Origin of the sequence: Psychrobacillus sp. BM2 (genome assembly GCF_048572895.1) — a bacterium.
Lineage (GTDB): Bacteria > Bacillota > Bacilli > Bacillales_A > Planococcaceae > Psychrobacillus.
This window is the reverse complement of sequence record NZ_CP183878.1, coordinates 41,251-67,871: the sequence shown is the minus strand read 5'-3', so window position 1 is coordinate 67,871 and position 26,621 is coordinate 41,251. Positions and strand designations below refer to the sequence as shown.

Below are 26,621 nucleotides of genomic sequence, written 5' to 3'. Positions count from 1 at the left end.
GTTATTCCTCCAGTAAGATTATATACAGTTTGACGGCCTGACCACTATACGCCTCTTTTATTTCCCCAAACAAGGGCGTGCAGCTGCGGCAGTACTTTGACATCTCTTAATTCTTCATCCTCAATAACCCAGTCGATCAACTCTTGGTATTTCTCTAATAAATGGCTGATTAGCTGTGGGTTGTCAGTCGTCGTGATATCATCATTACCGACCTGGAGATAAAAAGGAATTGTCGAGTATCGAGAGTGAACCTGCTTTGCATATTCATAATCCTCTTTATTGAAAACAACTATTTTGAGGGATATACGCTGCTCGCTATTTCGATTGTTAAGCTTTTCGATAATACCCGATAGCACAGAAAAGTCCGTGATCATTCCGGAACTGGGAGGCTTTGGTGAAATCGTCAGTTCATCGATATTATACAACCACTCCTGCCACTTGCTTCCCTGTGTCTCCACTCCGATTTTTATGTCGTTTGCCTTTAAAATATCAATTAGTGCATCCAAGTTTCGAAGGAGTGCCGGATTTCCACCAGAAACCGTGACAAAAGAAAAGCCACTGCCTCCAAGGCGTTTTAACTCAGACCATATCTCTTCTGCAGTCATTTGGACAATAAGATGCTTACCACTACCATCCCATGTAAACGATGAATCACACCAGGAACAAGAATAATCACAGCCTGCAGTCCGCACAAACATTGTCTTCTGACCTACTACCATTCCCTCGCCTTGAATCGTCGGTCCAAAAATCTCCATAATAGGTACCTTATTCAACTTCCATCCACTCCCGTCTCGCTTCAGCATAGCTTGTCGGAGTTTCATACAACCTTATAAATTCTACACGGGCCCCATTATATCGTTGCTCACCAAGCAAATGTTCAGTCAACTTTTCATAAATCCAGACAACGATATTCTCTGCCGTGGTGTTCATCGTTGGAAGGGTTTCATTCAAATAACGATGATCCAAATATATCTCTATCTTTTGTTTCCAAATTTCTTTTATATCGCCAAAATCAATCATCAAACCGCGTTCATCCGTGTATCCACTCAATCCTAATACGGCACGATACGTATGACCGTGAAGATTTTTACACTTCCCCTCATAATTATGTAAATGGTGGGCAGCATCGAAGGTAAATTCCTTGCTCACGAGAACACGCTTTAAATGATATTTTAATTGACTACTTTGTATATCTTCATCTATTTTTTGAAGCTTATCGACAATTCTAAAACTAGTCATATCTTAGGACCCCTTCTTTAAGCTTAAATACTCATCAAGCCCTCTTTTTCTTAGCTTACATGCTGGGCATTCTCCACAACCATCTGCTATTACTCCGTTATAACAGGTCAACGTTTTTTCTCGGACAAACTCCAGAGCTCCAAGCTGATCGGCAAGTTCCCATGTTTGCGCTTTGTTCAACCACATGAGTGGTGTATCCATCACGAAGGTAGTATCCATAGAAAGATTTAACGTTACGTTTAAAGATTTAATAAAGATATCTCGGCAATCCGGATAACCACTAAAATCAGTTTCACAGACGCCAGTCACGATATGCTTTGCTCCGACCTGACTCGCCAAAACGCCAGCAAAAGATAGAAAGAGTAAATTTCGTCCAGGTACAAAAGTCGACGGCAATCCACCATCTTCTCCGTCCTCAACTTTTATGTCATCTCGTGTCAATGCATTCGGTGCAAGCTGATTTAAAAGCGACATATCCAATATGTGATGCTTTACACCCAGCTCCTTAGTTATTTCCTTTGCACATTCGATTTCAAGACTATGTCTTTGACCATAATCAAACGTCACTGCCTCAATCTCTTTAAAATGTTCCTTCGCCCAAAACAGACAGGTCGTGCTATCCTGTCCTCCACTAAAAACAATTATTGCTTTTTCTTGCTTCATCGATAAAAACTCCCTTATAACGACAAAACAGCACCCTAAGAAGGAGTGCTGTTGTCTTCTTAGTTTTTTAGATTGTCTAGCTCCAGCGCCTAGCCCCTCGAGTCGCTTCAGGCTTTCAGTAAAGGCATATAGACGCACGCCTTTACGTGCAATCCTTCTTGCGCTAGTCGGGGCTTGCATAGGCGCTTCCGCTTTTCTTAAGAGGGTAGCTAATAACCTCTTCCTTCAACAAGGATTATTTAATTAACGATTATCAATTTTTTCTGGATATAGATCATGATTCATCAAACGGAAATCCGCCATCTCTACATATTTCGTCCCCGGTCTTCCATAGTTACACCACGGATCAATCGAAATACCTCCACGTGGAGTGAATTTTCCCCAGACCTCAATATATCTTGGGTCTAGCAATTCAATTAAGTCGTTCATGATAATGTTTACGCAGTCCTCGTGGAAATCACCATGATTTCTAAAACTGAACAAATACAGCTTTAATGATTTACTTTCTACAATTTTTTTATCCGGAATATACGAGATATACATCGTCGCAAAATCCGGCTGATTTGTAATTGGGCATAAACTTGTGAATTCTGGACAATTAAACTTAACAAAATAATCCCGAGTTGAATGAAGATTATCTACCGACTCCAGTACCTCAGGTGCATAGTCAAATGAATATTTTGTGCCTTGATTACCTAACAACGTTAAATCTTTCAAACCTTCATCATGGTTTCTTCCAGACATAATAAAAAACCTCCTATAAAAAATGTTTCCCAACACTTTCAAAAGAGGCTTCACAAACCAATCTATACAAACAAAAGGATAAAAACAAAAAAGCCACGTCCAAAGTATATGGACATGGCGAATAGTCATGTATCCATAGTTTTTTATAGAGGGTATAAGCTATGAACCTCTCCCGGTCAAGTACGGGTACTAAATCATAATATAGAATATTGACCAAAACGTCAAATAGGTATTTTAGTAAGTAGAACCATTCCAAATCTCCTTTTAAGAGATTCAAAAACTTTTTTATAATATCATGCATAAATTCTAACTAGATTACCTATACTGTTAATAGAATACGAGATTAAAGGAGGAACAGAAATGAATCATCCACTTAGCTTACCAGAGCAATTACCAGAAACAACTGAAGAATTATTGAAGCTAATATTACAAACTATTTTAGCCTAGGAGAGATTTAGATTATTAAAGAGATTTGGAAACATAGAAAAGTAGATACCTCTACTTATGTGGAGATATCTACTATTTGTATTATTCATTCCCTGCTTGTCCAACAGGCACTTTCATTACCTTCGTCATAAATCACTAGATACTCTTCCCACGTAATTACTTTCTCCAACAATTCTTACACCAATACTGCGTTGCATTTGATTCAAAATAATCCTTTATTCATTGCTACAACCAAAAACAAAGTTCTCTTCTTCCTTATCATAGATAGCTAAAGACCATCCTCCTCTATTAATATCCCTTCAGAAACCACAATTTCATCAGAATCATTTATCCATTGAATAACTGTTTTTTTATGTTGTAATCTGTTATAACAATGGCCATCCCTATCTTTTCACTAATTTGGACCAGAATCACTATGGTTTCACTCAATAGATTAAGTGAATAATAATCAGTAAATTCAAGCCATTTCAAGTTTCATGCTGCTCATATTATTAATATAAGCTATGATAAAGATATAAAAACTATAATTAGGATGATACAAAATGAAAAAATTAGTCCATGTTGTTGGAGCAATTATTGAAAATGATAAGAACGAAATATTTTGTGCGTTAAGAAGCCCTGTTATGTCACTTCCAAGTCTATGGGAGTTCCCTGGTGGTAAAATTGAAGCTGAGGAAACACCGGAGCAGGCTTTACAACGGGAAATTATTGAAGAATTTGATTGTACAATTGAAGTTGGTCAAAAAGTTGAAGATACAACATATGAATATGAAAAGTTTATCGTCAGACTAGAAACCTATAAGGCAAAACTATTAGAAGGTACCCCTATTGCAACAGAGCATGCCGACACTAGATGGGTAACCCGGGAAAACTTACATACACTCAATTTTGCAGCAGCGGATATTCCAGCAGTCGAAAAAATAGCAAATGAAAAATAGTTGTCCGGAAAATTCGAATGAAATGACGTGATTAAATGGATCAGCTGATTCGTAAAATGAAAAACTCATTACATAAAGGTTTTATTGATCAAAGTAATCCTGTATCAGGGCAATTTAAACCTAAACTACTTTCAAATAAGGCTCATGAAAATGTTTTATCTACACTTCTTCAAGAAATGAAAACATGCGAGACCTTCATTTTTTCTGTCGCTTTTATTACAGAGGGTGGACTTGCAACTTTAAAAACAATGCTATACGACCTAAAATTAAAAGGAATCAAAGGTCGAATTTTAACATCTACTTTTTTAAATTTCAATCAACCCAAAATGTTTAAAGAACTATTAAAACTAGAAAATGTGGAAGTCCGTCTGACTGGCGTGAAAGGCTTCCACTCTAAAGGTTATATATTCGAACATAAAGACTATTATTCTTTAATAGTAGGAAGCTCAAATCTAACGGATAGCGCTTTAAAAGCTAACTATGAATGGAATATCTATTTAACTTCTTTGGAAGATGGAGAAATCATCCACCACTTTAAAAATCAGTTTGAAGAAGCATGGAATGAAGCCATCCCTCTAACTGTAGATTGGATTAACAGCTACAATCTGAATTATGAACAACAGCCCTTCGTTAATCAGGCAACCTCCAACGTATTTGAAGTGAACGCAGAATATCTCACAAACCAATTGGCCGATAGTCTTGCTATTCAACCAAATAAAATGCAAAATGATGCGCTGAAACAATTAAAAACTCTTCGTGAAACCGGTGTTAAAAAAGGATTAATTATCTCAGCGACTGGGACAGGAAAAACATATCTATCTGCTTTTGATGTTCGTCACTTTGCCCCTAAAAAGATGCTCTTCGTTGTTCATAGAGAACAAATTTTAAAGAAGGCACTTCAAGACTACCGAAAAATATTAGGGGGTCATGAAGATGATTTCGGAATACTTTCAGGTAATTCAAAAGACACAAATGCAAAATACTTATTTGCAACAGTTCAAACACTCTCTTCAGAACGGCATTTACAGCAGTTCGAAAAAGATGAATTCGACTATATACTAATAGACGAAGTACATCGTGCGGGTGCAGATTCCTACCTGAATATTATTAATTATTTTGAGCCTAATTTCTTACTTGGAATGACAGCGACTCCTGAACGTACGGACAGCTTTAACATCTTTGAGCTCTTTGATTACAATATAGCTTATGAAATTCGGCTACAGGCCGCTCTTGAAGAGGAAATGCTTTGTCCATTTCATTACTTTGGTGTGATAGATTATGAGAGGAATGGAGAAATCATTGATGACACATCTACCTTGCAACAACTTGTATCGCAAGAGCGTGTTCATCATATTCTCGAAAAAGTTAACTACTATGGCTATTCAGGAAAGCGGGTACGAGGATTAATTTTCTGTAGCTCTAAGCAAGAAACACATGCCCTTTCAGAAGTGTTAAATACCCAAGGCTTAAAAACTATTGCCCTTACAGGTGATAATTCACAACCTGAAAGAGAAGATGCAATTCGTAAATTAGAACAATACCAACTAGATTATATTTTAACCGTAGATATCTTTAATGAGGGTATTGATATTCCGTTTTTAAACCAAATCATCATGCTACGCCAAACACAGTCAAGTATAATTTTTATTCAACAACTGGGACGTGGACTACGCAAGCATAATGAAAAAGAGTATGTAACTATTATTGATTTCATCGGCAACTATAAAAATAACTATTTAATCCCTATTGCTCTTTCAGGTGACCAATCCATGAATAAGGATAATGTCCGCCGTAGAACGGTTAATACTGACTATATCCAAGGTGTTTCAACAATAAACTTTGAAGAGATTGCTAAGAAACGCATTTTTGATGCAATTAACAACACAAATCTTTCGACTCTAAAAACACTAAGAGATTCCTATACGGAAGTAAAGAACCGTCTTGGAAGAATACCCACAATGCACGATTTTATTGAACAGAATTCACTGGACCCTGAAGTCATCACCGGTTACTCAGAAAATTACTATGCATTTTTGCTAAAAATGAAAGAAGTAATGCCTTCACTCATTGAGTATGAAATAGCCATTCTGACAATGCTTTCAAAAGAAATTTTAAATGGGAAAAGAATACATGAAGTTCTTTTAGTAGATTCTCTACTTCAAAATGATTCCATTAATAAAGATGAATATGTTAGCAGATTAAAAGATTTTGGAACATATACAGATAAAGAAACAATTGAATCAGTAGAAAATATATTTGCATTAAAATTCCATGTGTCAAATGACCAAATAAAATTTGGTTCTAAGCCAATTATCGAATTAATTAATAACAAATATCAATTTAATACTGATATTCAAACAAGTTTGCGTAACCCATTCTACAAAAATCTTATAGAAGACATTGTTATCTGCGCTCAAATTAAAAATAAACAATATGATCAAACACGGCCACTGACTCTTTATAAAAAATATTCACGAAGAGATACTTGTCGTTTATTAAATTGGGCAAAGGACGATTCCTCCACAATCTATGGTTATCGAGTAAAGCATGGAACTTGCCCAGTTTTTGTGACCTATCACAAAAAAGACGAAGTAGATTCGAGCGTAGCATATGGCGATGAATTTTTGGCACCCGATTTATTTCGCTGGTTTACTCGCAGTAAACTAACATTAGAATCCAATGAGGTTAAAGCTATTTTGCGAGCGAAAGAAACTAATTTGGACATTCACTTATTCACTAAAAAAGATGACGGTGAAGGCTTTGATTTTTATTATGTCGGTACGACTACGGTTGCAGAAAATAGCCCCCAAGAAGAAGTGATGTTTGACAAAAACGGTAAGCAGATTCCAGTTGTAACTATGAACATGATTCTTGAACAGCCAGTGCAATACGATATATATCATTATTTAGTGGAAGAATAATAAGAATGCAAAGGAGTATCTTCAACAGAAGTTTTACTGTGAAGATACTTTTTTATCATAAAGTAATAATACTGGTCTCCCACCTAAAATATATCTGCAGGTAATGTAAAAAGAAAAGGTTTAGATGTAATTCGAAATATTTCCCGGGAAATCGACAATTTTCATGTAAATAAACAGCATAAGAAAACAAATTCAAGAGAAGAATAATTCTAAGGGAATGCTACTTTCCTCATACTTATAATGTAGAACATATAAATCCTCTAACATCTCTTTTGGCATTGTATTTTAATTGCACGTTTCTGAATCGTACATATAAACTTGTTTGTATTTCTTTTCCATACTGCTACATGTAGAATGAGTGAATAACAAAAAACGCCCAATGGGCGTTTTTATCTAACATTGTTCTTGTAAATTGCACAATTTTTAGTCTAACGATTATTTTTATTACCTGTTAAATTCTTTGCAGCATTATTAGTTGCATCAACAGTGTTCATTGCAACATTTTCTGTAGCCTCTAAAGCATTATGGACTGTTTCAAATGCAGATCCTGCTGTGTTTTTGATGCTCTTTGCGACACTTTTATTATTTCTTTGATTTTGATTATTTTCTTGATTAGTCATAAGTTCACCTCCTAAACACAGGGTTAGGTTGTGTATTATGCGGTAAATTATTCGGACTACATTTCACTTTTAAACCAAGCACGCCTTGTTTATATACCTTCTTGAACCATTTCTTTCTGATTCTGGCCAAGATTCTTTAAAATAAAATACAGGTTCTAATACAATTTAGAATTGTTTTAGAACCTGGTACCCTAATTTATTAAATTCTAATTCTACTTTAAATTAACGAGTCTATTCATTTATAGATAGGGTTATTCTTTGTATAACTCTTTATTATTCCTCTTCATTCAGCTTTTGCTTAAGATATTCAGCAATTTCTGTTTGTCCTCTTTCTATAGCAAATGAATAGGCATCCATATCTTCCATGATTTCACCAGAGTATTTTATAGATATATTTATATTTTTCTCAACTAATAATTTTACAATCTCCAAATGCCCACCATATATTGCAGCAAACAGAGGATTTCTATCTGGTTCACTAATATCCATCTCTACATTCCGACTAATTAGATATTTAGCAATTTCTAAATGTCCTTTTGTAGTCACTCTTTCAAGTGCATTTGTAGAAAAAGTTCCACCCTCTGCATTAACATCTATCCCAGCATTAATAAGATATTCCACTATCTCTAAATGCCCCTGAGCTGCCGCTTTCTAGTTGACCACTTTTTAAGGCATTTCTAATGTCTTTTGCAGATTGGGTCTTACCCATATTAATTTCTCCTTTAATCTCTATCTCCTAGAATTAATTTGTTTTCCTCTTCTAGTATTACAATAATGTCATCTAAATCTGATGCCACATCAATCATCAACTATATTTTTAATCAATAAAAGGACCAGTCAATAATGCAATTTACAATTGCTTTAGAAACCGATACCCTCCACTTATATCCTTGTAATGTGACTAATTTATAAAGTACTACACTGGCTGTTACTGTTGTTATTTACCAACATTTATCCTATCTAAATCCAATACGTCTGAGACTCCTTTGTCATTCATTATCTTAATTAGATAGTCATGCCCTTTTTCCAATGCAAGAATTCTTTCTTCTTCATAAATAGGAATGAGTGTATAAACGTTTACTGTTCCTTGTTTAGTTTGAACGATATCTAATCCGGTCTCTTTAGGACGAGACACCATTACGCAGGATAAGTTTGTATTTGATGCAAGTGGCTGTGGAGGTTCTCCATTTGGAAGAATAACACCTTCTTCAATCCATCCGTCATAAATATGTGGAATATGAGCCACTTTCCTTAGCCATGCAAGAGGCCAATAATTGTTCTGATCTTTCTTATCGTCTTTATCGACATTCCAATTCGAAGGCAGTTTTAATAACAACTCCGAATATTTATATCCACTTTCTTTTTCTGAATAGTCCATTGGTTCATCACTCATACCCGTAGTAAATAGAGTTACGAAATTTTTATTTATGGATGGAGCAATTATATGAATACTGACGGCTACTCTACTACCAGGAACAATTTCACTTATAGTATTTTTAACCTCGCCAAAGTATTTAGCTACATGCTCTAAAATCACATCGTGTTGGTTTTGATTACTTTCATTTGTTTTACTTGCAGTAGTGGAGCACTCATTTGGATTTTCCAATAACTTAACTATTTCTATTTGACCTTGTTCCCTTGCGAAAGTTAAAGCATCCGTATCTTCTTTTGATTCGCCAGCGTACTTAATATCTGTATCTATACCACTTTTAATTAATAGTTTTACAATATCAACATGCCCATTGCTAATCGCTCCAAACAATGGATTTCTTTCTGGTTCGCTTACGTCTAAATTTGCTTCTCTTAATAGTAAATATCTCACTACCTCGATATGTCCAGAAGAAGCAGCTTCATTCAATGCCCCACCACCATATACTCCACCTAGTTTATTAATATCCGACCCAAGTTCTACCAGCTTTTGTACTATATCAAGCTTTCCTTTAGAGGCTGCAACATGAAGCCAAGTACCAAAAGGAGTCTCCATGTTTAATGTTTCTGTGTTGGAGTCGATTAATTCTACTACTTTTTGAACATTACCATCTTTTATAGCAGAACGAATTTCTTTAGCAATTAGTTTATTGTCCATGTAATTACTTCCTCCTTTTTGCAACATCACCAAGTTTATTTAGCATTTCCACCATATCATCTCTATCGCCGCCAGCATCCCTTACTTTTTTAATATTATCAACAACATTACTAAGGGCTTCAATCCCGTGTTGACCTTTAACTCTATTAGGAGCCCAAACTAGATTTTTAAGTCCCAGAATAGGGTCAATGTCATATTCTTTTAATATTTCTTGGCCTTCTTTCACTAATTCCTTTTGAGATACCCCATTTCCTTTTTTAAATACAATATGATGTGCATGAGGATCGTACATATCACTTGGAGGATCCCCTAAGTTCTTTTTTAAATAAGCTCCGTAATCAATTTGATCTACATTTTAGCTGTTCCACAGGTACCCTTAACTCCACTCTCCACCCTAGCTATAGAAATCACCTGATCCCTTAAGCCCGCCGCATTCACTGTGTTATAAGGAACTTCACCTGCGATCACAAACTGTGTACGGGGTCCGTAGGGTAATAGATTAGCTAATGAGTCCGAGGCATTGTTGGCAGCCCCGACTACTTTTGGAGCAACTGCCTTTGTGACCGTGACCCCTGATTTGGTAAGTGCACCGACACCTTTTGTTCCAACTACTTAAGTGGCAACCGTGCCTAATGCATAGGTTACCCAGTGAGCACGGGAATTGGCATCACCGCCCACCATATCGCGTTCATAGGAAGTGGTGATGACCGATTTTATTGTGTTATATGTCTCTTCAGGATTAGTTACAGCCTCTACTGTAGCTTCCAACGTGGCTATCGGGTCTTGGAATATATCTACAATACCTGTAACCGAATCTTTTCCCACATCAAATAAACCACTTAAAATTCCATCTACTATTTCTAAACCAGTATCTACAACCGACTTTTCTACCTCTTCTTCACGTAGGCACATTTCTCCTTCAATTTTCGGTGTGGAAATGGCTAATGGGCGACTACATGCCACCAGCTCCGCCCATCGATCTGTTTGAAAATGAATATCCGTGAGATTACTTGTGAACATCTCTTCCATGTTACGGATCAACGTATCCATTGCCTGCATATCTTGCTCGAAAGATAGTAAGGCTGCTTTCTGTGTTGCATCAAATTCTTGAAGTCTGCTTACTGTATCGTCTCGTTTTCTTTTTGCATCTAAAACGCCTTCTTGTACACCACTAAAGTGAAAGGTACCAGGTTCTAATACAATATAGAATTGTTTTAGAACCTGGTACCCTAATCTGGCTACAAATCTAGTTTGTTTACCACCAAGTTATTAAAAATATTAAAACCTTGAAAGGATATAGCCCATCAAGGTTCAAACGCTATGCTACTTTCTTACATACCAAAATTTAATAAAAAACCACTAAAATCTTTAGCACTTATCAAGATTCTGTAGTTGTTCGGTCAACAAAGTTCTGATTCTCTTTAATAATTATTCTTGAAAGACGTCTTCCTGCTCTCTTAAAGAAGAAATCATCAGCGAACTCTTGTGAATCAATTGGCGAGAGTTGGTTGATAACCCTATTTTTTTATCATACTCAATTTACCCCATTGAATTCTCATTTGATCCATATAGATATATACTGCCCTGTCTTGTCCCCAAGTTCCTTCAACATCAATACAAAAACTGCCATGTATCTTCACTCCTCAAATTTTTTCTCCCAATTCCATGGTCTATTGTTTTGTCATAAGCATTCCCTAAAACATAAATTTCTCACCACAAAAGCACTTGTTGCCTATTAAACAATCAAGTGCTTTATAATTAGCGTATAATGTTCTTCATTGCTAATACTTCTTTTTATTCCTCTGTGTCCTCATATAAATTATCTAAGAATTCATCAATATCATTTGCTAAAAAATACATATTACTCATATCATCAGGATCTTCCGGTTCTTGTTCATGATCCCAAAAATAAATCTTGTCGTAATAAGGTTCCTCTGTACCTAAGCATATAACGTTGCCCGCTGAATCATCTGCTATTGGTATAAAGCCTTTGGTAAGTCTAAATTCATATATGTCTATAACTTTCTCTAAGTTATCATACATTTCACCTATTCCATTAAATACATTCAAAACGCTTTTCCCCATTTTATCAGTAATAGTAAATATACTTTCTTTCGGGTATCCACCATTCCATTTAAGTAAAAATTCAGTGTATTTTTTTGTTAATTTGACTCCAGTATCTTTTTCAAACTGTTTAATTTCTTCTATAGTAAGTTTCTTATGAGAACCTTCAATTTTGACCATTTTAATATCCTCCCTTATTTTCTTCCATTAACTGTCGATACTCCTCCTGTATGAGTAAATTGTCTATGAATATCTTTATCTACTAGAATCATCGTTTTCCCATCTTGATGATGATGCCAGATATATCCTACAGGTGGCTTATCTAATGCTGGCACAGGTGGGTCAGAATCTTTACTTAAACCTGCCTCTATATTAGCATTTTTATAATCCAATGGACGATTGGTTGGACTTGCAATTTCAATTTCTACCGGCTTAACAGTTGGATGTGCATATTCCGTGAAGTCTGGATAACCATTAGGATACCTTACAGTCTGTTCCTTCTTATTTGTAAATACCCAAGCACCATCTTCATCAATTTTCACTGTACCGCCTTTCTTTGTCCATTTATCCAGGACAGGCGAATATGACGGTTTAGTGGCAAGTTGTTCTTTTGTAAATTCGATTTCTAAATTACTTTTACCCGTACCCTTAACTCCACTCTCAACCCTAGCTATAGAAATCACACGATCCCTCAAGCCCGGTGCATTCACTGTGTTATAAGGAACTTCACCTGCGATCGCAAACTGTGGACGCGGTCCGTAAGGCAATAGATTAGCTAATGATGCCGATGCATTGTTTACTGCTCCAGCTACTTTTGGAGCAACTGCCTTCGTTACAGTGACCCCTGATTTGGTAAGTGCCCCGACACCCTTTGTTCCAACTACGGAGGTGGCGACGGTACCTAATGCATAGGTTACCCAGTGAGCACGGGAATTGGCATCTCCGCCCACCATATCACGTTCGTAGGAAGTAGTAATGGCCGACTTTATCGTGTTATATGTCTCTACGGGATTAGTAACTGCCTCTAACGTTGCATCCAGTGTGGCTTTCGGGTCCTGGACTATATCTACAATACCAGTAACAAAGTCTTTCCCTACATCAAATAAACCACTTAAAATTCCATCTACTATTTCTAAACCAGTATCTATAACCGACTTTTCTTCCTCTTCTTCACGTAGGCACATTTCTCCTTCAATCTTTGGTGTGGAAATGGTTAATGGGCGACTACACACCACCAGCTCCGCCCATCGATCTGTTTGGAAGTGGATATCCGTGAGATTGCTTGTGAACATCTCTTCCATGTTATGGATCCACGTATCCATTGCCTGCATGTCTTGCTCGAAAGGTAGTAAAGCGGCTGTCTGTGTTGCATCAAATTCTTGAAGCCTACTTACTGTATCGTCTCGTTTTCTTTTCGCATCTAGAACGCCTTCTTGTACTCCACTATCATCCAGATACGGAAGGGCTACGATATCGCTGACCTGGTCCATAATACTGTTTGAGTCGTTCGTTAGATTTTCAGTCAGTTGTGCGATTGTAGTAAGTCCCTGCTCTACTTCACCTTCCAGAAATTGCTCCACAATATGACCGGATGTATCTGGTTCGAGGGAATTTAGAGCGCTTTCCATTTGTTGAAGCACTAACTTATAACTAGCAGCCGAAACGAGAAATTGTTGGAGTAATGGCAGATGACATTCTGCATAGAAAGCACGAATGGCACTCCCTCCTTCTCCTTTAAGTTCGTCTTCCATCCCTACTAATCCTTCTACTGCACGATGGATTGTTTCTACTTCACTTCCAAGCCTGTCCAACATTGTAATATTTCTCATTAGCCCATCTTGAAATAAATCTACGTCTAGTATTTTCATAAGCACACCATGAATTCTTTTCTTCTATTGAAAGAATGTAAGCGGCAACTCTTAACTCTAAAAAATGATATCTCCCTTTCCTGAAACATTAAACTCCTCCTCAACCCTAATAGTTATAATATTCCATTTTTCAGATGAATGGTAAAGGTAGATTTCAATAATATAGAAAAAATGAATAATAGGGATTGTAAATATCACATCCATAATGATACAAAGGGTTTAATAAATGATCACCAAAGGTTTATAAATACCTATTTGTCCCTGTGCAAAAAACAAACATAAAAATATAAACATTCACGATTGTTTGAATTAACGTGAATGTTTCTTACACAGGGTCGGATTCTAAGCTGAAAAAAATATACATATGAATAGAATAACTGAATGAAAGTAAGCCTTGTGGAGAGAGATCTCTGCAGGGCTTACTTCATTCGGGTATTAACTCTTTACGTTTGTTACAAAAATGGAGTTCATTTTCAGGTTGTCCACTCTCTTACCTTCAACCCCCGTAAAGGAAATTAGCTGTATCCTTCAAACTTGCTCCATCCACTACTCCCTTTCTGCCCTTTTAAACAAACTCGCTAAAGAATCTTCTGAATATTCTTTGAAGATGTATTGTATATTCCACATTCTTTCGTTACTATTAATTTATAAAAATTATTAGAAGAGGTATATATTGGGAACTATAACAATGCATTTTCTATTTAATCTTTCCTTATTAATGATTTTATTTTTTATTTTTTTTCTATTAAATAAGAGAGCCGGTAGTATCCATTTACACAAACGAGCAGGCTTATTTTATTTTGTTTTTTCGTTAATACTTTGTTCTCTATTTTCTTATCCCATACAAAGTGGGTATGTTCTAGATTTGAGAATAATTCCTTTTTTATTGGGCGGCCTCTATTTGAGGTTCAGTCCTATACTAGGATTTTTGCTTATTTTCTTTCGAGCATTCCATGGAATAGACGTTGGATTCTTTATAGCAGTTGCATTTTATACCGTGTTTAGTTTTTTTATATGGTATATTTCTCCTTGGTTTTTAAAACTCACTTCTAATATAAGAATACTTTTTTCCACCGGCATTACTTTACTGATAAGTGTTGGCATCCTATTCATCATAGCATTAAACACAGTATCTCCTGACCAATTGCTAGACATAATCATCGCCTACGCAATAGTCCCACCACTTGGGGTTGCCATGATTTCTTCCCTCATTGAAATAAGAGAAAAGAATCAACAGTTGCAACAACAGTTAATAATCGAAGAAAAGTTAGCTGCAGTCGAACAAATGGGGGCTGCAATATCTCATGAAATTAGAAATCCATTAACTACAGCAATTGGATTTATTGAGCTCCTCGACCAAGTTTCTCTTGATAAGAATAAAAGAACAAAATATCTCTCCATTATAAAAGATGAATTAGATTCTGCAGAAGGTATCATACAAGATTACTTAACCTTTTCAAAACCAATTATTGAATCAATAGAAGAACTAGATATTCAGAAAGAACTAACGCATATTTTAAAATTACTACATCCTCTGGCTAATTATCATTCAGTAAAGGTTTCTACTGATTTTTCTAGCTATGGAACGATCCAAGGAGACAAATCGAAATTCCACCAAAGCTTTATTAATATTATGAGAAATTCGATCGAATCTATGCCTAATGGGGGTGCATTATTGATCCAGACCATTGCTACTAAGAACAAGATAAGTATTTCTATACAAGATACTGGAACAGGATTGAGTAAAGAACAAATTAAACGTATAGGAGAACCATATTATTCTACGAAGGGACCCGAGGGAACTGGTCTCAGCATGATGGTTGCTTATAGTATAATACGTGCTATGAGAGGAACAATTGAAGTTCAAAGTGAGATTGGCAAAGGCACCATCTCCCAATTTCATTTTAAGCTCCATAAAACTAAGGTATAGGGAAGATGAATCTTTTTTTGCATAAAGTGAAACTTCAATCAGTGGGGGTTTTCTTCATCCCCACTGATTGAAAAGATGAACTCAAACAAATAACGCCGCATCGTGCGGCAATGCCTGAGTGACCAACATCCTGTTGGCCCGAACCATTCGGGCGTTTACGGGCAGTTGTCTCCCACTTATGCTTTGTTCTTTGGCTAGGCCTTGAAGTGGAAGTATTACTGCCCGTTAATGCGGGATAAAATAGTATTGGAGGAATAATATCTTGGAATTAACAGTATATTTCTTTTTCAATTTATCCTTGTTAATCGTATTACTATTTTCAGCAGTTTTATGGGCAGAAAAGTCGAAAAGGTTTTGGTCTTACCAAGCTATTTTCATCAACTTTTTAATAATTAGTTTAACACTCTGTTTTATTTTTACTTATCAAATAGAAGGCATTAATGTCGTTTTTGATTTACGAAAAGTTCCATTCATTGTCGGCAGTTTATATATGGGTTTAGGTCCTCTTTTGGCAGCATTCATTATACTCATAAGAGGTTTTTTGGGAATTGATTATGGATTTTGGATGACCGGCCTTTATTATGGAGGGCTTGCTATTCTTTTTTGGCGAATCTCTCCATGGTTTTTAAAACGCTCTCCCAAGCATCGAATACTTTTTTCCGTAGGCGTAACATTTCTGTTCAGTTTTGCCCAAACTTTTACGAATGGAATTTGGCACTTACCTCACAGCAGTACCGAAGTTTGGTTTGCTTATTTAGTCATTCAACCAATTGGAGTCGGAATTATTTCTTATATTATTGAAGAAATTATTATGACTTTTCAATTGCGTCAGCGCACTATGAAATCCAAACGGTTAGAGGCTGTTGAACGAATGGGTGCAGCTATTAGTCATGAAATTCGTAACCCGTTGACAGCAGCAATTGGTTTTGTTCAACTTTTACAAAATGATTCTATTTCAAAAGAAAACCATACTCAATATCTCTCCATTATTAAAAACGAGCTGAAATCGGCTGAAAGAGTAATTCAAGAATATTTGAATTTCTCTAATCCTGAAATCAAATCGATGGAACCTCTACTTGTTCAGGAAGAACTAGAACAAGTAGTTCAATTGCTACAGCCATTGGCAAAGCGAAATTCGGTCATAATAGTTTCTATTTTTTCACAGGGAGAGGAGATCGAAGGAGACAAACAAAAATTTCATCAATGCCTTGTAAATATAATGAAAAACGCCATAGAAGCAATGCCTAAGGGAGGAATATTAACGGTTGAAATGGAGACCACACCAACAACTGTAAGCATTCTCATTAAAGATACTGGTTCAGGTATGACACTTGAACAAGTGACCCGTTTAGGCGAGCCTTATTATTCAACAAAAGGAAGCAAGGGGACAGGCCTTGGCATTATGGTAGTGTATAGTATCGTACGTGCTATGAATGGTACAATTCATGTAGAAAGTGAAATTGGAAAAGGAACGACATTTAAATTTACTTTCCCTTCCTTATCACCTACTTTTCTAGAACCGGTAAAAACAAAGGAAAATGAGAAGGAACTTATTATGAGTTGATAAGTGCTAAAACTTATACGAAATAGACTTTTATCATTTTCAATTACAAGTCTATTTTAATTGATAAAATGTCTGGATTTTCAACTAATATATAATCAGCCGTCCACTTCTCAATTGGTTAGTTCTAATATTTAATAATCAGAACTGTTTAGGTTCCCTATGCTCCAAACAAATATTAACGCCGAGCAACATTTTCTTTTCTGATCCTGGAAATTTTATAAATTTGATTGCTTACTGGCATCGCTTTAAAACGATTATAAAACATCGGGAGAACGAGACCCACATAATCATCTAAAAACTTGTTTTCCATTCTTTCTTCTATGAGCACTCTATACTTCACCAAAGCACTTACGATTAATTTTTCATTCGGTTCAGACATGCTAATCGTCTCTATATGTTGAATCGACCGAGTCTTGGACCGCAAAATCTTTTCTACTTTTTTTTCATGGTCTTTCGTATTTTTTACTTCTACTAACATATTTACTACCGTTATTACTTCAATCATTTGAAATCCTCCATGCGTGAATAGCTGAGACTCTTTACTTATGGTAGCATATTATATCATCAGTAAAACGTATAGAGAAAACTCCAAGGCCTTAGCATTAATTAATAATTAATAACTGAAGTTTTCACAAGTAATTAGCTATAGTAACGTCCTTTCGATTTCATAAGATCCCTATCTCCCTCATTCACATGAAATTCCGTTAAGTATTCCACGCTTGTTACTTCTTCTACTAGTGAAAGAATATAACTAGACTAATTCCTTTTCACCCAATCTAATTAAAAACTGTTTTTTTCAAATGCATAGCCTTTGTTCTCTTTAGCCATGTTAAGAAAAACTGGGTAAAAGTCACCCAGTCCTTTAGTTCAAAACCTGTTTCCAACATTTCTGAAGTGCTTTGGACAGATTTCTTGCTATATTATTACCGATGAAATTTTTGGAGATTCTGGTCGTGACTAACGTCACGACCAGAATCTCTTTTTTCGATAATCTTATGGCGTTTGTCTGTCCATCGCACTCCTTCAACGCTTAGAAACAGGTCAGTGCATTTTTTGATAACTAAAGAAAAGATACCTACTTATTGATAGAACAAGCTCACGAAGATGCAATTTCGTTCGCTATTTCGCTACTTTATTTAGTAAATACTTACTATTTCTCTTTATTTCCACTAGTATTAAAGAAAATCTACTCTGTTGATCCTTCTTTGGATAATTAATAGAATATATAATTCAAATACGATTACAAATAACTTTATCACTCTCTAAAATTTGACCAATCTTATCATCAAAGTGATAAGCTTATGCTAAATCTTATAGTGGAGTAATACACACTATATTGATTGGAGTGTAAGGTGGCGACTCCAGTGGGATGAGTGAGACAGATGAGCTATCACATCGACGCGCTAGCGACGGTGATAGCTCATCGCTCACCCCACGGAAAGCGTCCACCTGAAACGGAAATCACAAGTATTATTCATTTTTTAAAGTGCTATAAATCCAGTGCTCATGGTACATTTTTATATACTTTCTTATTCTTTAAGAAAACCGGGCAAAATAACGCCCGGTCCTTATAGTTCAAAACCTGTTTCTAAAGTTTTCGAGGGGCTCTTGACAGACGAATTGCTTTAATCTTACCGAATGTTTTTTTAGAGATGCTGGTCGTGACTAACGTCACGACCAGCATCTCTTTTCTCAGTAATCTTATGGCGTTTGTCTGTCCGTCGCCCTTCTAAAACTTTTATAAACAGGTTAATGCATTTTTGGATAACTAGAGAAAAGCTACTAACTATTCCTAGAGTAAGCTCTCGAAGATGCAATTTCGTTCGCTATTTCGCTTCTATATTTTGTAAACACTAACTATTTCTCTATACCTCCACTAGTATAAAAGAAAAACTGCTTTCTTCCTCTATCATTGAATAATTGCATTTCTAATTCAAAGCGATTACAAATAATTTGACCAATCTTATCATCTAAGCAATAAGCTATGCTAAATCTTAAAGTGGAGTAATACACACTAATTGATTGGAGTGCAAGGTGGCGACTCCGGCAGGATCAGTGAGACAGATGAAACATCACAAGCGAACGCGGAGCGTCGGTGATGGTGCATCGCTACCCTGCGGAACACGTCCACCTGAAACGAAAATCAGTCGTATTATTCATTTTTAAAAGAGCCACAAACTCAGTGTTCACGGGTCACTTTTATATATTTTCAAATAAAGTGCCAGGTTCTAATACGATTTAGAATTGTATTAGAACCTGACACCCTATAATAAAGTTGCTGCAACGTAAAATGCATTGTCATGTTCCCAAAAAACTATAATTGGGCTTTCTGCATTATTTTTATAATTTAATTACAACACAGAACCTTTTAGTACTTACCCTATACTCATATGGGTTAAATTATTGCATTGGATAGCTTTGATTGATGAAATGATTTGGATAGTATTGCGGATTGTCTGTTCTTGTTTTGTTGCAGTTTTTTGGGGGACCAATATATGTGGATGGCATAACTGGAGCTATCGTTTTTTTCCATTCGTTTTCATTCATACAATAGGTATGCGCCATAATATTCGAAGGTGTCAATTTTAAAATATCGGAACCAAGAATTACTTCGGGCGTAGAAGCATTAAAAATAGCTAATACATGCGTTCGATCTTCTGTCGCCATTTGGTAATGCCACCAGCCTTGTGGGATATTTGCTACTTGACCTGGTGTAATGGTGTAATGTTGGAATTGTTTTGTAAATGGATTTAGTATGGAAACGGCTAGCTCTCCCGAAATACAGTAAACCAATTCTGCTGCATTTGGGTGATAATGTGGTTCTATATTATTGTTGGTACTGAGAAAAATATCAAGCAAAGATATATTATCCAGCGTATTTAATTGTTGGATTCCTAAAATATTCATAATGTTATAATTATCTTTTTTAAAGAAAGGGCTTTTATTTACATCAAAAGTGAACTGTGTGGACGGTGAGGTGTAATCAATAGAAGAATCCATAACTTGACCTGCCTTTTTAGCATTTGTAATGTGTTTACAAAGCACATTCTTTCCATGATATGTATGCTGCCTATTTATTGTGAAAGTTGCCCTATGCAGGAAATAAACGCGAAAGTTTAAACATTCGTGTTTGTTCGAATTAACGTCAATGTTTCTTACACAGGGTCGATTAGGTCTTCCATGTACATGTCATGACCAATTGTTTCTCTTTTAGTTCAGCAGTTAAACTGCCATTCATTTTCATCATTAAGCTTTTTGCAATAGAAAGCCCAAGTCCAGTACCTTTTCCGGTTCTCGTTTGATCTACTTTGTAAAAGCGGTCAAAAAGATGGGCAACGTCATTTTCTTGTAACAGGGGGGCAGGATTACTTATTATAAGCTGAATAAATTTATCTTGCTGCTCCAAAAATAACACTACATTTCCTTCCGAATGCCTAATCGCATTGATAAGTAAGTTTTCAATGACCCGCTTCACTGCAGAAACGTCAGCAGTTATCTGAATGTCCTGTTCAAGAATCTGGATAATTGGCTCTAAACCTTTTTGATGAAATTCTTCGTAAAACCCTACTAAGACTTCTAAAACTAAATTGTTCAATGTTACCCGTTCTATTTTTAAAGGAAATTCCGTGGATTCCACAATCGACAATTCAAAAAAGTCTTCAAGTAAAGTTTTAAGTCGCAGTGCTCCATTTTTCACAATCGCTGTATAACTTACTCTTTCCTTAGACGTTATATCGTCCAATTCCAAAAATTGAACATACCCTAAAATGGACGTCATCGGGGTGCGAATATCATGAGAAATATTAGCAACTGCTTGCTTCAATTCATTTTCGGTTCGCTTTTTTTCAGCATTAGCTGTATTCGTTAAATCAATTTGTTTGTTAATCTCCTTCGCCAACTTTTCTATATCTTTATCAATAAAAGAAAGATTAATTTTCCTGTTTTTTTGCTTAAGCTGATTCGTCATACTTTTAATCTCTTTTTTGATGAAAAAAAGGCGAGTGAACAATAATAGCACGATTACTATGCAAAGAGTCGTTATATACAACATGTAGTCCACCCGCTTTTCTAAATTATTTTATTTCTTTCTTTTGGAACACGAAACTACCCACAATTGCCAATACAATATAGGTTATGATTGGTACTATCGCTAATCTGAAGAGTTCTCCATTCGTCAAACTAAACTCGCCGATATCTACAAAAAGCTTGAATGCCGAATTATTAAAGATCAATTCAATGAAAGAAAACTTTTGACTTAATGCATACAAAATACTATCAAACAGGATGAAAAATAGGATGAGAAAACCAATCGTCTTACCACTATCGGTGAAAATGATAGAAAATAAAGCCATTATCGAAGCGAACGCAGCTGCATATAGAACAGTTAGACCAATCGCTCGTAACATATAACCTAATCCAGGCATATCATAAAATCCTGCAAAGATTGCTCCAACTCCCGTTAGAACAATTGGAAATATTAATGAAATAATTACAGCACCAAGTGTAAACACAAGTAGCTTCGCAAAATAGATACGGATTCTGCTATTACCAGAAGAACCCATTATTTTCATCGTACCAATCGAATATTCACTGGATATGAAGAAGCCCGCAAGAATACAAGGAACAAGTTTTACAATATAATTATTTCCCCCAAGAGCTGTATATACAAATAGCTCTTTCACAGAGACATCTGCAGTACTATCATCGTAAAAGATAAGAAGAGGATATAATGCCGCTACCAAAACCAATCCAATAACCAATGTCCAAAAAGACCGGTCTTTTCTCAACTTAAATAGTTCGGATTTCACTAAATTATTCATACTTGGCACCCCCGATCCGGTTCATGAAGTACGTTTCCAAATCCTCCCCCAATGGCATGAATTGTTCGATAACCAATCCTTCACTTGCAAGGAATGTGGAAACTTTCCCAGGGGTATTTAGATAATCGAATAATTTAATCGTTTCATCCGGCATCACTTCAAATTTAGCAGTCGCTAGTTTATTTTCCAGTAGGGCAGCTGCTTTTTCTACGTTATCTACTTTAATATGTAAATACTGCTGGCATTTGTTGTTTAGCTCCTCTACTGTTAATTGCTCCAGTAACTCGCCTTTATGAATAATTCCATAGTGGGTAGCTAACAAGTGAAGTTCACTTAAAATATGACTGGAAATTAAAATAGTAATGCCATATTCACGATTCAACTTTTTCAACAACTCTCGTATTTCTATTACTCCCATGGGGTCCAATCCATTAATCGGTTCATCCAAAATTAAAAACTCTGGGTCTCCTAGTAAAGCAATTCCGAGTCCAAGCCTTTGTTTCATACCTAACGAAAAATTTTTTGCTTTCTTCTTTCCGGTATCATTTAGACCAACCAACACTAGTGTTTTCTCGATACACTCTTTTCCTGGAATCCCTTTTAACAATCGATGTGCTTCCAGGTTTTCTGCCGCAGTCATTTGTGGATACAATGCGGGGCCTTCTATAATTGTCCCAATCCGCTTCCTAGCATCAATTAAATGCTGTTCATTGCTTTCCCCAAATAATTCAATTGTCCCTGTTGATGGAATGGCTAAACCTGTAACTGTTCGAATAAGAGTTGATTTACCAGCTCCGTTTTGTCCGATAAACCCATAGATGGACCCTTTTTTAATAGATAGATTGACTTTGTGTAATGCAAGTTGATGTTTATATTGTTTGGTTAATTGGTTTGTTTTCAAAATATAATCGCCCATATTTCCCGCCTCCTCCATGTGATACTTTTTAGTATAGAAAGGAAAACATAAGAAATGCTTAAGGCGTTTCTTAAGAAAACCTTAAGTTTTCAATCGGTACCCCATACCCCAAATTGTTTCGATATATTCCTCGTTCGGATTGGCCTTCGCTAGCTTGTTTCGAACATTACTTATATGTACATTGATCGTGTTATCATCTCCGTGGAATTCTTCTTTCCACACACTTTCAAACACATTTGCTTTTGTGAAAATCTTTTTTGGTGAAGATAATAATAAATTTAAAATAGCATATTCACGGGCTGTTAGAGTGAGTATTTTGTTATTCACTTGTACCAATTTTGCCTCTGTATCAATAGTTAAGTCCTTATAGCGAAGTTCTTTCTTTTTTGAAATGTTACCCATCTTTTGATATCTTCTCAAATGCGAATCAATTCTAGCAGATACCTCTCCAATATCAAAAGGTTTTGTTATATAATCATCCGCCCCTGTTCGCAATGCATCAATTTTCGTTTGTTGTTCTAACCTTGCAGAAATAATAATGATTGGGCAGGTCATCCGCTCACTTATATTCTCTAAAATTTCTTCTCCCGTCATCCCTGGGAGCATTAAATCTAGTAGTAGCATATCCCATTCCCTATTTTTGATATATAGCATTGCTTCCGTACCTGAATAGGCAGGCTGTGGGATATAACCACTTTTCCTAATAATATTACATAATAATTCATTTATATCATTATCATCTTCCACTACTAAAATGTGAATTTGCTTTTCCATATTGCCACCACCTTGTTATCTACTTTTTACTAAGCATACCATTACATTTCACACCTAACATATCGAAGTCATTTGTAGAATTTAAGCATAAAAAAAGCGAAGGTTCTTCTTTTAAAACCTGGCACCCCTCACCAACAAAGGGAGTTTACTTTTTTGTAGGTAGGGAAAAATTAAATATATGGAGAAAGGAAGATTCAGATGAAGTCTTTTACACCAATTTTTATCTCGATCCTTACAGTAAGTTTGCTTAGTGCCTGTTCCACTAACGATGACGAAAAAAAAATTACCACTGATAGTAATGAACAGACTTCGGAAGTCCAGCCGGACCAAAACCTCCCATCAGAAAAGGAAGCCAATCAAACTAAACCAGATATGACACAAGTAGAAGTGATAGAAGCAGTAAAAACAGACTTGAAAACCGATTTAACTAAACTACTCCCAAATGAACTACCATTAGAAAAAGGAAAGTATCTAACAGCAAAGACGAAATCAGATGAAAGTCATTATGAAGTTGTTTTTTACGAAAGCGCTGATCCAGTTGCCATTAATCAGGAAAGTTTAGCAGATGACCAAATTATAGCTCGTTTTTATGCTCAAAAGTATGCGAGCCTGCAGGAAGCAAGCGAACAAGTAGCTTTTCAAAACTTTAGTGAGTTGGGAGGGCAACCAATTGATCTTGGCTACGGCATCACAGGATATCAGGATGCTGGGGCTGGCTCCATGTGGACGAGTTGGAATGAAGGTCGTTGGGCTATCGCTGTACACACACGTACTTCAGAAGGAGAAAATGGAGAAAAGCTTGCTATAGAAGCCACTGATTTTTTAGAAACCCATACATTGCCTATCCCTAAACCGAACGGATTCGCTCACATTGACGTGCATCAATCAGATAATCGAATTACTTGGCAAAAGGAAAATGTAGTTTATACCATAGATGAAGTAAAGGATCCAATGATTGCTTTGAAAATTGCAACCTCTATTGAATAGCTTGATTAAAGTATCTCTTAACAAAATAACCCGGTGTAAGAAACAAGCATAATAATTTAAAAACTCATGATTGTTTCTTACACTACACAGTGTCTATTTTAATTAATACAAATACTGACATAAACCTTCACTCCTCAAAGTTTTTCTCCCAATTCCATGACCTTCCCGATTCTATTGTTTTTCATGGTCGTCCCATAGTTAGACTGGAGTATACTTCCAAGTTTTAATTTGAACTCTATTACCCCCCTAGTTATCTCTCCTATCTATCGTTATCCTAGAATGTTTCCTCGTGAAGTGTCGAAGAAAGTGAAGTTCATTTTTTTCTGATACAATGGTAATTATCTCATTCCAATGAGTTGCAACAATAATATATATAATGGGTGGGGAAATATATGAAATACATTAGTAAACAACTTTTAAAATTTGATATGGATGTTACTTTTGCAGGGTATCTTTCCCTTATTATCATGTTTCTTTTAATAATACTTATTTGTATTTTAGCTAATTTTATCACTAAAAAAGTGGTAATCAGGATAATTTCTAAGATCGTAAAAAACACTAAATTCCGATGGGACGATATGCTTTTGGAAAGGAAAGTTTTTCATAAATTATCGCATATTGTTCCAGCGATTATTATTTACTTCTTTGCTTCTGCTTTTCCAGAATCTCTTCAACAATTGATCGAAAAGATTGCAATAGCATATTTAATAATTATGGGATTAGTCATTATTAATAGCTCTTTAAATGCAATGAATGATATTTATCAAACCTATGAAGTATCTAGGACCAAGCCTATTAAAGGATATATTCAGGTGGTTAAAATTATTATCATAACGCTTGGGGCCATTCTGCTGATAGCGAACCTGATAGGGAAAAGCCCACTTCTTCTTCTAAGTGGAATTGGCGCTCTCTCTGCCGTATTTATGTTGGTTTTTAGAGACTCATTATTAGGTCTTGTCGCGGGGATTCAGTTGTCGACCAATGATATGGTTCAGGTTGGTGACTGGATTGAAATGCCGAAGTACGGGGCAGACGGAGACATTATTGATATCTCCCTAAATACGGTAAAGGTACAAAACTTTGATAAAACAATTACGATGATACCAAGCTATGCCCTAATATCCGATTCTTTTATAAATTGGAGAGGGATGCAAAAATCTGGAGGACGACGGATCAAGCGTTCATTATTTATTGATAAGAACAGTATTTCATTTTGTACTGAGGAGATGATCAATAACTTTAAAAATATCCACTATCTTTCAGATTATATAACTCAAAGGGAACGTGAAATTACAGAATTCAATACGAGAAATAAAATTAATCAAAGTAGTCGGGTAAATGGAAGAGCTCTTACGAATATCGGTGTATTTAGAGCTTATATTAATACCTATCTTCAACATCACCCTGGAATCAATCAAGAAATGACTTTAATGGTTAGACAGTTAGCACCAACCGAACATGGTTTACCAATAGAAATATATGCATTTACAAATGATATACAATGGGCCGTGTATGAAACGGTTCAAGCCGATATCTTTGACCATCTTTTCGCCGTAGCACCGGAGTTTGGAATTCAATTATTCCAGAATCCAACCGGCAATGATTTCAAAAAAATCGCTAATATATAAAAACTGGAGTCAAATAAGCCTATAACTGTATTTTTAAAAAATAAGATAGCATATATAAAGGTCTTGTGCACACTGGGTTTGTGACACTTTCAGAAATAGCTAAGTTGATAAAATTGTTCAAATTTTAGATGGTATAAAATTATTTGTAATTGCTTTTGAATTAGAAATAATGCTATTATCCAATAATAAATGGAGAGAGTAGATTTCTGATATTCTAGTGGAAATAAAAAGAAGTAGTAAGTGTTTTTCCAATAAAGAAGCGAAATAGCGAACGAAATTGCATCTTCGAGAGCTTACTCTATGAATAAGAAAGTATCTTATCTCTAGTTATCCAAAAATGCACTAACCTGTTTCTAAAAGTTGTAGAAGGGTGAAGGACAGACACAAGCCATAAAATTATCGAAAAAAAAGG

General features: G+C 35.8%; 22 protein-coding genes and 1 pseudogene. 6 read left to right on the top strand and 17 right to left on the bottom strand.

The window, feature by feature from the left end:
* Positions 1–44 precede the first annotated feature (44 nt).
* The 4 genes from queE to queF form a co-directional block, all read right to left on the bottom strand.
* Positions 45–773 (bottom strand): 7-carboxy-7-deazaguanine synthase QueE, encoded by a 729-nt coding sequence (queE, locus tag ACN6MX_RS00305; RefSeq protein ID WP_419960711.1) that lies wholly within the window; start codon positions 771–773, stop codon positions 45–47.
* Positions 766–1,239 (bottom strand): 6-carboxytetrahydropterin synthase QueD, encoded by a 474-nt coding sequence (gene queD, locus ACN6MX_RS00300; RefSeq protein ID WP_419960710.1) that lies wholly within the window; start codon positions 1,237–1,239, stop codon positions 766–768. Before queD ends, queE begins: the two co-directional genes overlap by 8 nt.
* 3 nt (positions 1,240–1,242) lie before the next feature.
* A complete protein-coding gene (gene queC / locus ACN6MX_RS00295; RefSeq protein WP_419960709.1) occupies positions 1,243–1,902 on the bottom strand; it encodes a 7-cyano-7-deazaguanine synthase QueC in 660 nt (219 codons plus the stop codon).
* A gap of 243 nt (positions 1,903–2,145) precedes the next feature.
* Positions 2,146–2,646, bottom strand: coding sequence for a preQ(1) synthase (queF, locus tag ACN6MX_RS00290; RefSeq protein ID WP_402847696.1), 501 nt, complete (start codon positions 2,644–2,646; stop codon positions 2,146–2,148).
* Between the two features lie 989 nt (positions 2,647–3,635).
* On the opposite strand from queF, the gene ACN6MX_RS00285 reads away from it, so the two are divergent.
* Both ACN6MX_RS00285 and ACN6MX_RS00280 read left to right on the top strand, forming a co-directional pair.
* Complete coding sequence (locus tag ACN6MX_RS00285; RefSeq protein WP_419960708.1) at positions 3,636–4,031, top strand: (deoxy)nucleoside triphosphate pyrophosphohydrolase; 396 nt, start codon at positions 3,636–3,638, stop codon at positions 4,029–4,031.
* A 35-nt stretch (positions 4,032–4,066) separates the two neighbouring features.
* Positions 4,067–6,952, top strand: a complete 2,886-nt coding sequence (locus tag ACN6MX_RS00280; RefSeq protein WP_419960707.1) for a DUF3427 domain-containing protein — start codon at positions 4,067–4,069, stop codon at positions 6,950–6,952.
* A 428-nt stretch (positions 6,953–7,380) separates the two neighbouring features.
* Here the strand turns inward: ACN6MX_RS00280 and ACN6MX_RS00275 are convergent, their stop codons facing one another.
* The 7 genes and pseudogenes from ACN6MX_RS00275 to ACN6MX_RS00245 all read right to left on the bottom strand — a co-directional run bounded on the left by ACN6MX_RS00275 (position 7,381) and on the right by ACN6MX_RS00245 (position 13,590).
* Entirely contained in the window at positions 7,381–7,572 is a 192-nt protein-coding gene (locus tag ACN6MX_RS00275) for a hypothetical protein (RefSeq protein WP_419960706.1), read from the bottom strand.
* A gap of 273 nt (positions 7,573–7,845) precedes the next feature.
* Positions 7,846–8,281: pseudogene (locus ACN6MX_RS00270) on the bottom strand (ankyrin repeat domain-containing protein).
* Between the two features lie 228 nt (positions 8,282–8,509).
* A complete protein-coding gene (locus ACN6MX_RS00265; protein WP_419960705.1) occupies positions 8,510–9,658 on the bottom strand; it encodes a suppressor of fused domain protein in 1,149 nt (382 codons plus the stop codon).
* A gap of 4 nt (positions 9,659–9,662) precedes the next feature.
* On the bottom strand, positions 9,663–9,950 hold the full coding sequence (locus tag ACN6MX_RS00260; RefSeq protein ID WP_419960704.1) for a hypothetical protein: 288 nt from the start codon (positions 9,948–9,950) through the stop codon (positions 9,663–9,665).
* 320 nt (positions 9,951–10,270) lie between these two features.
* Positions 10,271–10,861 (bottom strand): T7SS effector LXG polymorphic toxin, encoded by a 591-nt coding sequence (locus ACN6MX_RS00255; protein ID WP_419962512.1) that lies wholly within the window; start codon positions 10,859–10,861, stop codon positions 10,271–10,273.
* A gap of 591 nt (positions 10,862–11,452) precedes the next feature.
* Entirely contained in the window at positions 11,453–11,902 is a 450-nt protein-coding gene (locus ACN6MX_RS00250) for an SMI1/KNR4 family protein (RefSeq protein WP_419960703.1), read from the bottom strand.
* 14 nt (positions 11,903–11,916) lie between these two features.
* Positions 11,917–13,590, bottom strand: coding sequence for a T7SS effector LXG polymorphic toxin (locus tag ACN6MX_RS00245; protein ID WP_419960702.1), 1,674 nt, complete (start codon positions 13,588–13,590; stop codon positions 11,917–11,919).
* 901 nt (positions 13,591–14,491) lie between these two features.
* Here ACN6MX_RS00245 and ACN6MX_RS00240 point away from each other — a divergent pair.
* Positions 14,492–15,520 carry an ATP-binding protein gene (locus ACN6MX_RS00240; RefSeq protein ID WP_419960701.1) on the top strand — a complete coding sequence of 343 codons (1,029 nt, stop codon included), beginning with the start codon at positions 14,492–14,494 and terminating at the stop codon, positions 15,518–15,520.
* A gap of 262 nt (positions 15,521–15,782) precedes the next feature.
* On the top strand, positions 15,783–17,084 hold the full coding sequence (locus tag ACN6MX_RS00235) for an ATP-binding protein (protein WP_419960700.1): 1,302 nt from the start codon (positions 15,783–15,785) through the stop codon (positions 17,082–17,084).
* A gap of 175 nt (positions 17,085–17,259) precedes the next feature.
* Here ACN6MX_RS00235 and ACN6MX_RS00230 read toward each other — a convergent pair whose 3' ends face one another.
* From ACN6MX_RS00230 to ACN6MX_RS00205, 6 genes are all read right to left on the bottom strand, one after another.
* On the bottom strand, positions 17,260–17,589 hold the full coding sequence (locus tag ACN6MX_RS00230; RefSeq protein WP_419960699.1) for a hypothetical protein: 330 nt from the start codon (positions 17,587–17,589) through the stop codon (positions 17,260–17,262).
* A gap of 1,895 nt (positions 17,590–19,484) precedes the next feature.
* A complete protein-coding gene (locus tag ACN6MX_RS00225) occupies positions 19,485–20,084 on the bottom strand; it encodes a cupin domain-containing protein (protein WP_419960698.1) in 600 nt (199 codons plus the stop codon).
* A gap of 169 nt (positions 20,085–20,253) precedes the next feature.
* Positions 20,254–21,051, bottom strand: coding sequence for a sensor histidine kinase (locus tag ACN6MX_RS00220; RefSeq protein ID WP_419960697.1), 798 nt, complete (start codon positions 21,049–21,051; stop codon positions 20,254–20,256).
* Positions 21,052–21,157: 106 nt separating this feature from the next.
* Positions 21,158–21,904, bottom strand: a complete 747-nt coding sequence (locus tag ACN6MX_RS00215) for an ABC transporter permease (protein ID WP_419960696.1) — start codon at positions 21,902–21,904, stop codon at positions 21,158–21,160.
* Positions 21,897–22,820 carry an ABC transporter ATP-binding protein gene (locus tag ACN6MX_RS00210; RefSeq protein ID WP_419960695.1) on the bottom strand — a complete coding sequence of 308 codons (924 nt, stop codon included), beginning with the start codon at positions 22,818–22,820 and terminating at the stop codon, positions 21,897–21,899. Before ACN6MX_RS00210 ends, ACN6MX_RS00215 begins: the two co-directional genes overlap by 8 nt.
* An 81-nt stretch (positions 22,821–22,901) precedes the next feature.
* Entirely contained in the window at positions 22,902–23,594 is a 693-nt protein-coding gene (locus ACN6MX_RS00205) for a response regulator transcription factor (RefSeq protein ID WP_419960694.1), read from the bottom strand.
* A 198-nt stretch (positions 23,595–23,792) separates the two neighbouring features.
* On the opposite strand from ACN6MX_RS00205, the gene ACN6MX_RS00200 reads away from it, so the two are divergent.
* Both ACN6MX_RS00200 and ACN6MX_RS00195 read left to right on the top strand, forming a co-directional pair.
* Positions 23,793–24,581: a hypothetical protein gene (locus ACN6MX_RS00200; protein WP_419960693.1), complete on the top strand. Its 789-nt coding sequence runs from the start codon at positions 23,793–23,795 to the stop codon at positions 24,579–24,581.
* Positions 24,582–24,973: 392 nt separating this feature from the next.
* Positions 24,974–26,209: a mechanosensitive ion channel family protein gene (locus ACN6MX_RS00195; RefSeq protein ID WP_419960692.1), complete on the top strand. Its 1,236-nt coding sequence runs from the start codon at positions 24,974–24,976 to the stop codon at positions 26,207–26,209.
* Positions 26,210–26,621: the final 412 nt, after the last annotated feature.

What these genes read in the sequence shown, in the direction of transcription:
- ACN6MX_RS00205 (WP_419960694.1), bottom strand. Translation starts at nt 23,594, where the DNA reads ATGGAAAAGCAAATTCACATTTTAGTAGTGGAAGATGATAATGATATA.
- ACN6MX_RS00200 (WP_419960693.1), top strand. Translation starts at nt 23,793, where the DNA reads ATGAAGTCTTTTACACCAATTTTTATCTCGATCCTTACAGTAAGTTTG.
- ACN6MX_RS00195 (WP_419960692.1), top strand. Translation starts at nt 24,974, where the DNA reads ATGAAATACATTAGTAAACAACTTTTAAAATTTGATATGGATGTTACT.
- ACN6MX_RS00250 (WP_419960703.1), bottom strand. Translation starts at nt 11,902, where the DNA reads ATGGTCAAAATTGAAGGTTCTCATAAGAAACTTACTATAGAAGAAATT.
- ACN6MX_RS00245 (WP_419960702.1), bottom strand. Translation starts at nt 13,590, where the DNA reads ATGAAAATACTAGACGTAGATTTATTTCAAGATGGGCTAATGAGAAAT.
- ACN6MX_RS00285 (WP_419960708.1), top strand. Translation starts at nt 3,636, where the DNA reads ATGAAAAAATTAGTCCATGTTGTTGGAGCAATTATTGAAAATGATAAG.
- ACN6MX_RS00220 (WP_419960697.1), bottom strand. Translation starts at nt 21,051, where the DNA reads ATGACGAATCAGCTTAAGCAAAAAAACAGGAAAATTAATCTTTCTTTT.
- ACN6MX_RS00225 (WP_419960698.1), bottom strand. Translation starts at nt 20,084, where the DNA reads ATGGATTCTTCTATTGATTACACCTCACCGTCCACACAGTTCACTTTT.
- ACN6MX_RS00210 (WP_419960695.1), bottom strand. Translation starts at nt 22,820, where the DNA reads ATGGGCGATTATATTTTGAAAACAAACCAATTAACCAAACAATATAAA.
- ACN6MX_RS00265 (WP_419960705.1), bottom strand. Translation starts at nt 9,658, where the DNA reads ATGGACAATAAACTAATTGCTAAAGAAATTCGTTCTGCTATAAAAGAT.
- queC (WP_419960709.1), bottom strand. Translation starts at nt 1,902, where the DNA reads ATGAAGCAAGAAAAAGCAATAATTGTTTTTAGTGGAGGACAGGATAGC.
- ACN6MX_RS00275 (WP_419960706.1), bottom strand. Translation starts at nt 7,572, where the DNA reads ATGACTAATCAAGAAAATAATCAAAATCAAAGAAATAATAAAAGTGTC.
- ACN6MX_RS00280 (WP_419960707.1), top strand. Translation starts at nt 4,067, where the DNA reads ATGGATCAGCTGATTCGTAAAATGAAAAACTCATTACATAAAGGTTTT.
- ACN6MX_RS00260 (WP_419960704.1), bottom strand. Translation starts at nt 9,950, where the DNA reads ATGTACGATCCTCATGCACATCATATTGTATTTAAAAAAGGAAATGGG.
- queF (WP_402847696.1), bottom strand. Translation starts at nt 2,646, where the DNA reads ATGTCTGGAAGAAACCATGATGAAGGTTTGAAAGATTTAACGTTGTTA.
- ACN6MX_RS00215 (WP_419960696.1), bottom strand. Translation starts at nt 21,904, where the DNA reads ATGAATAATTTAGTGAAATCCGAACTATTTAAGTTGAGAAAAGACCGG.
- ACN6MX_RS00230 (WP_419960699.1), bottom strand. Translation starts at nt 17,589, where the DNA reads ATGATTGAAGTAATAACGGTAGTAAATATGTTAGTAGAAGTAAAAAAT.
- queD (WP_419960710.1), bottom strand. Translation starts at nt 1,239, where the DNA reads ATGACTAGTTTTAGAATTGTCGATAAGCTTCAAAAAATAGATGAAGAT.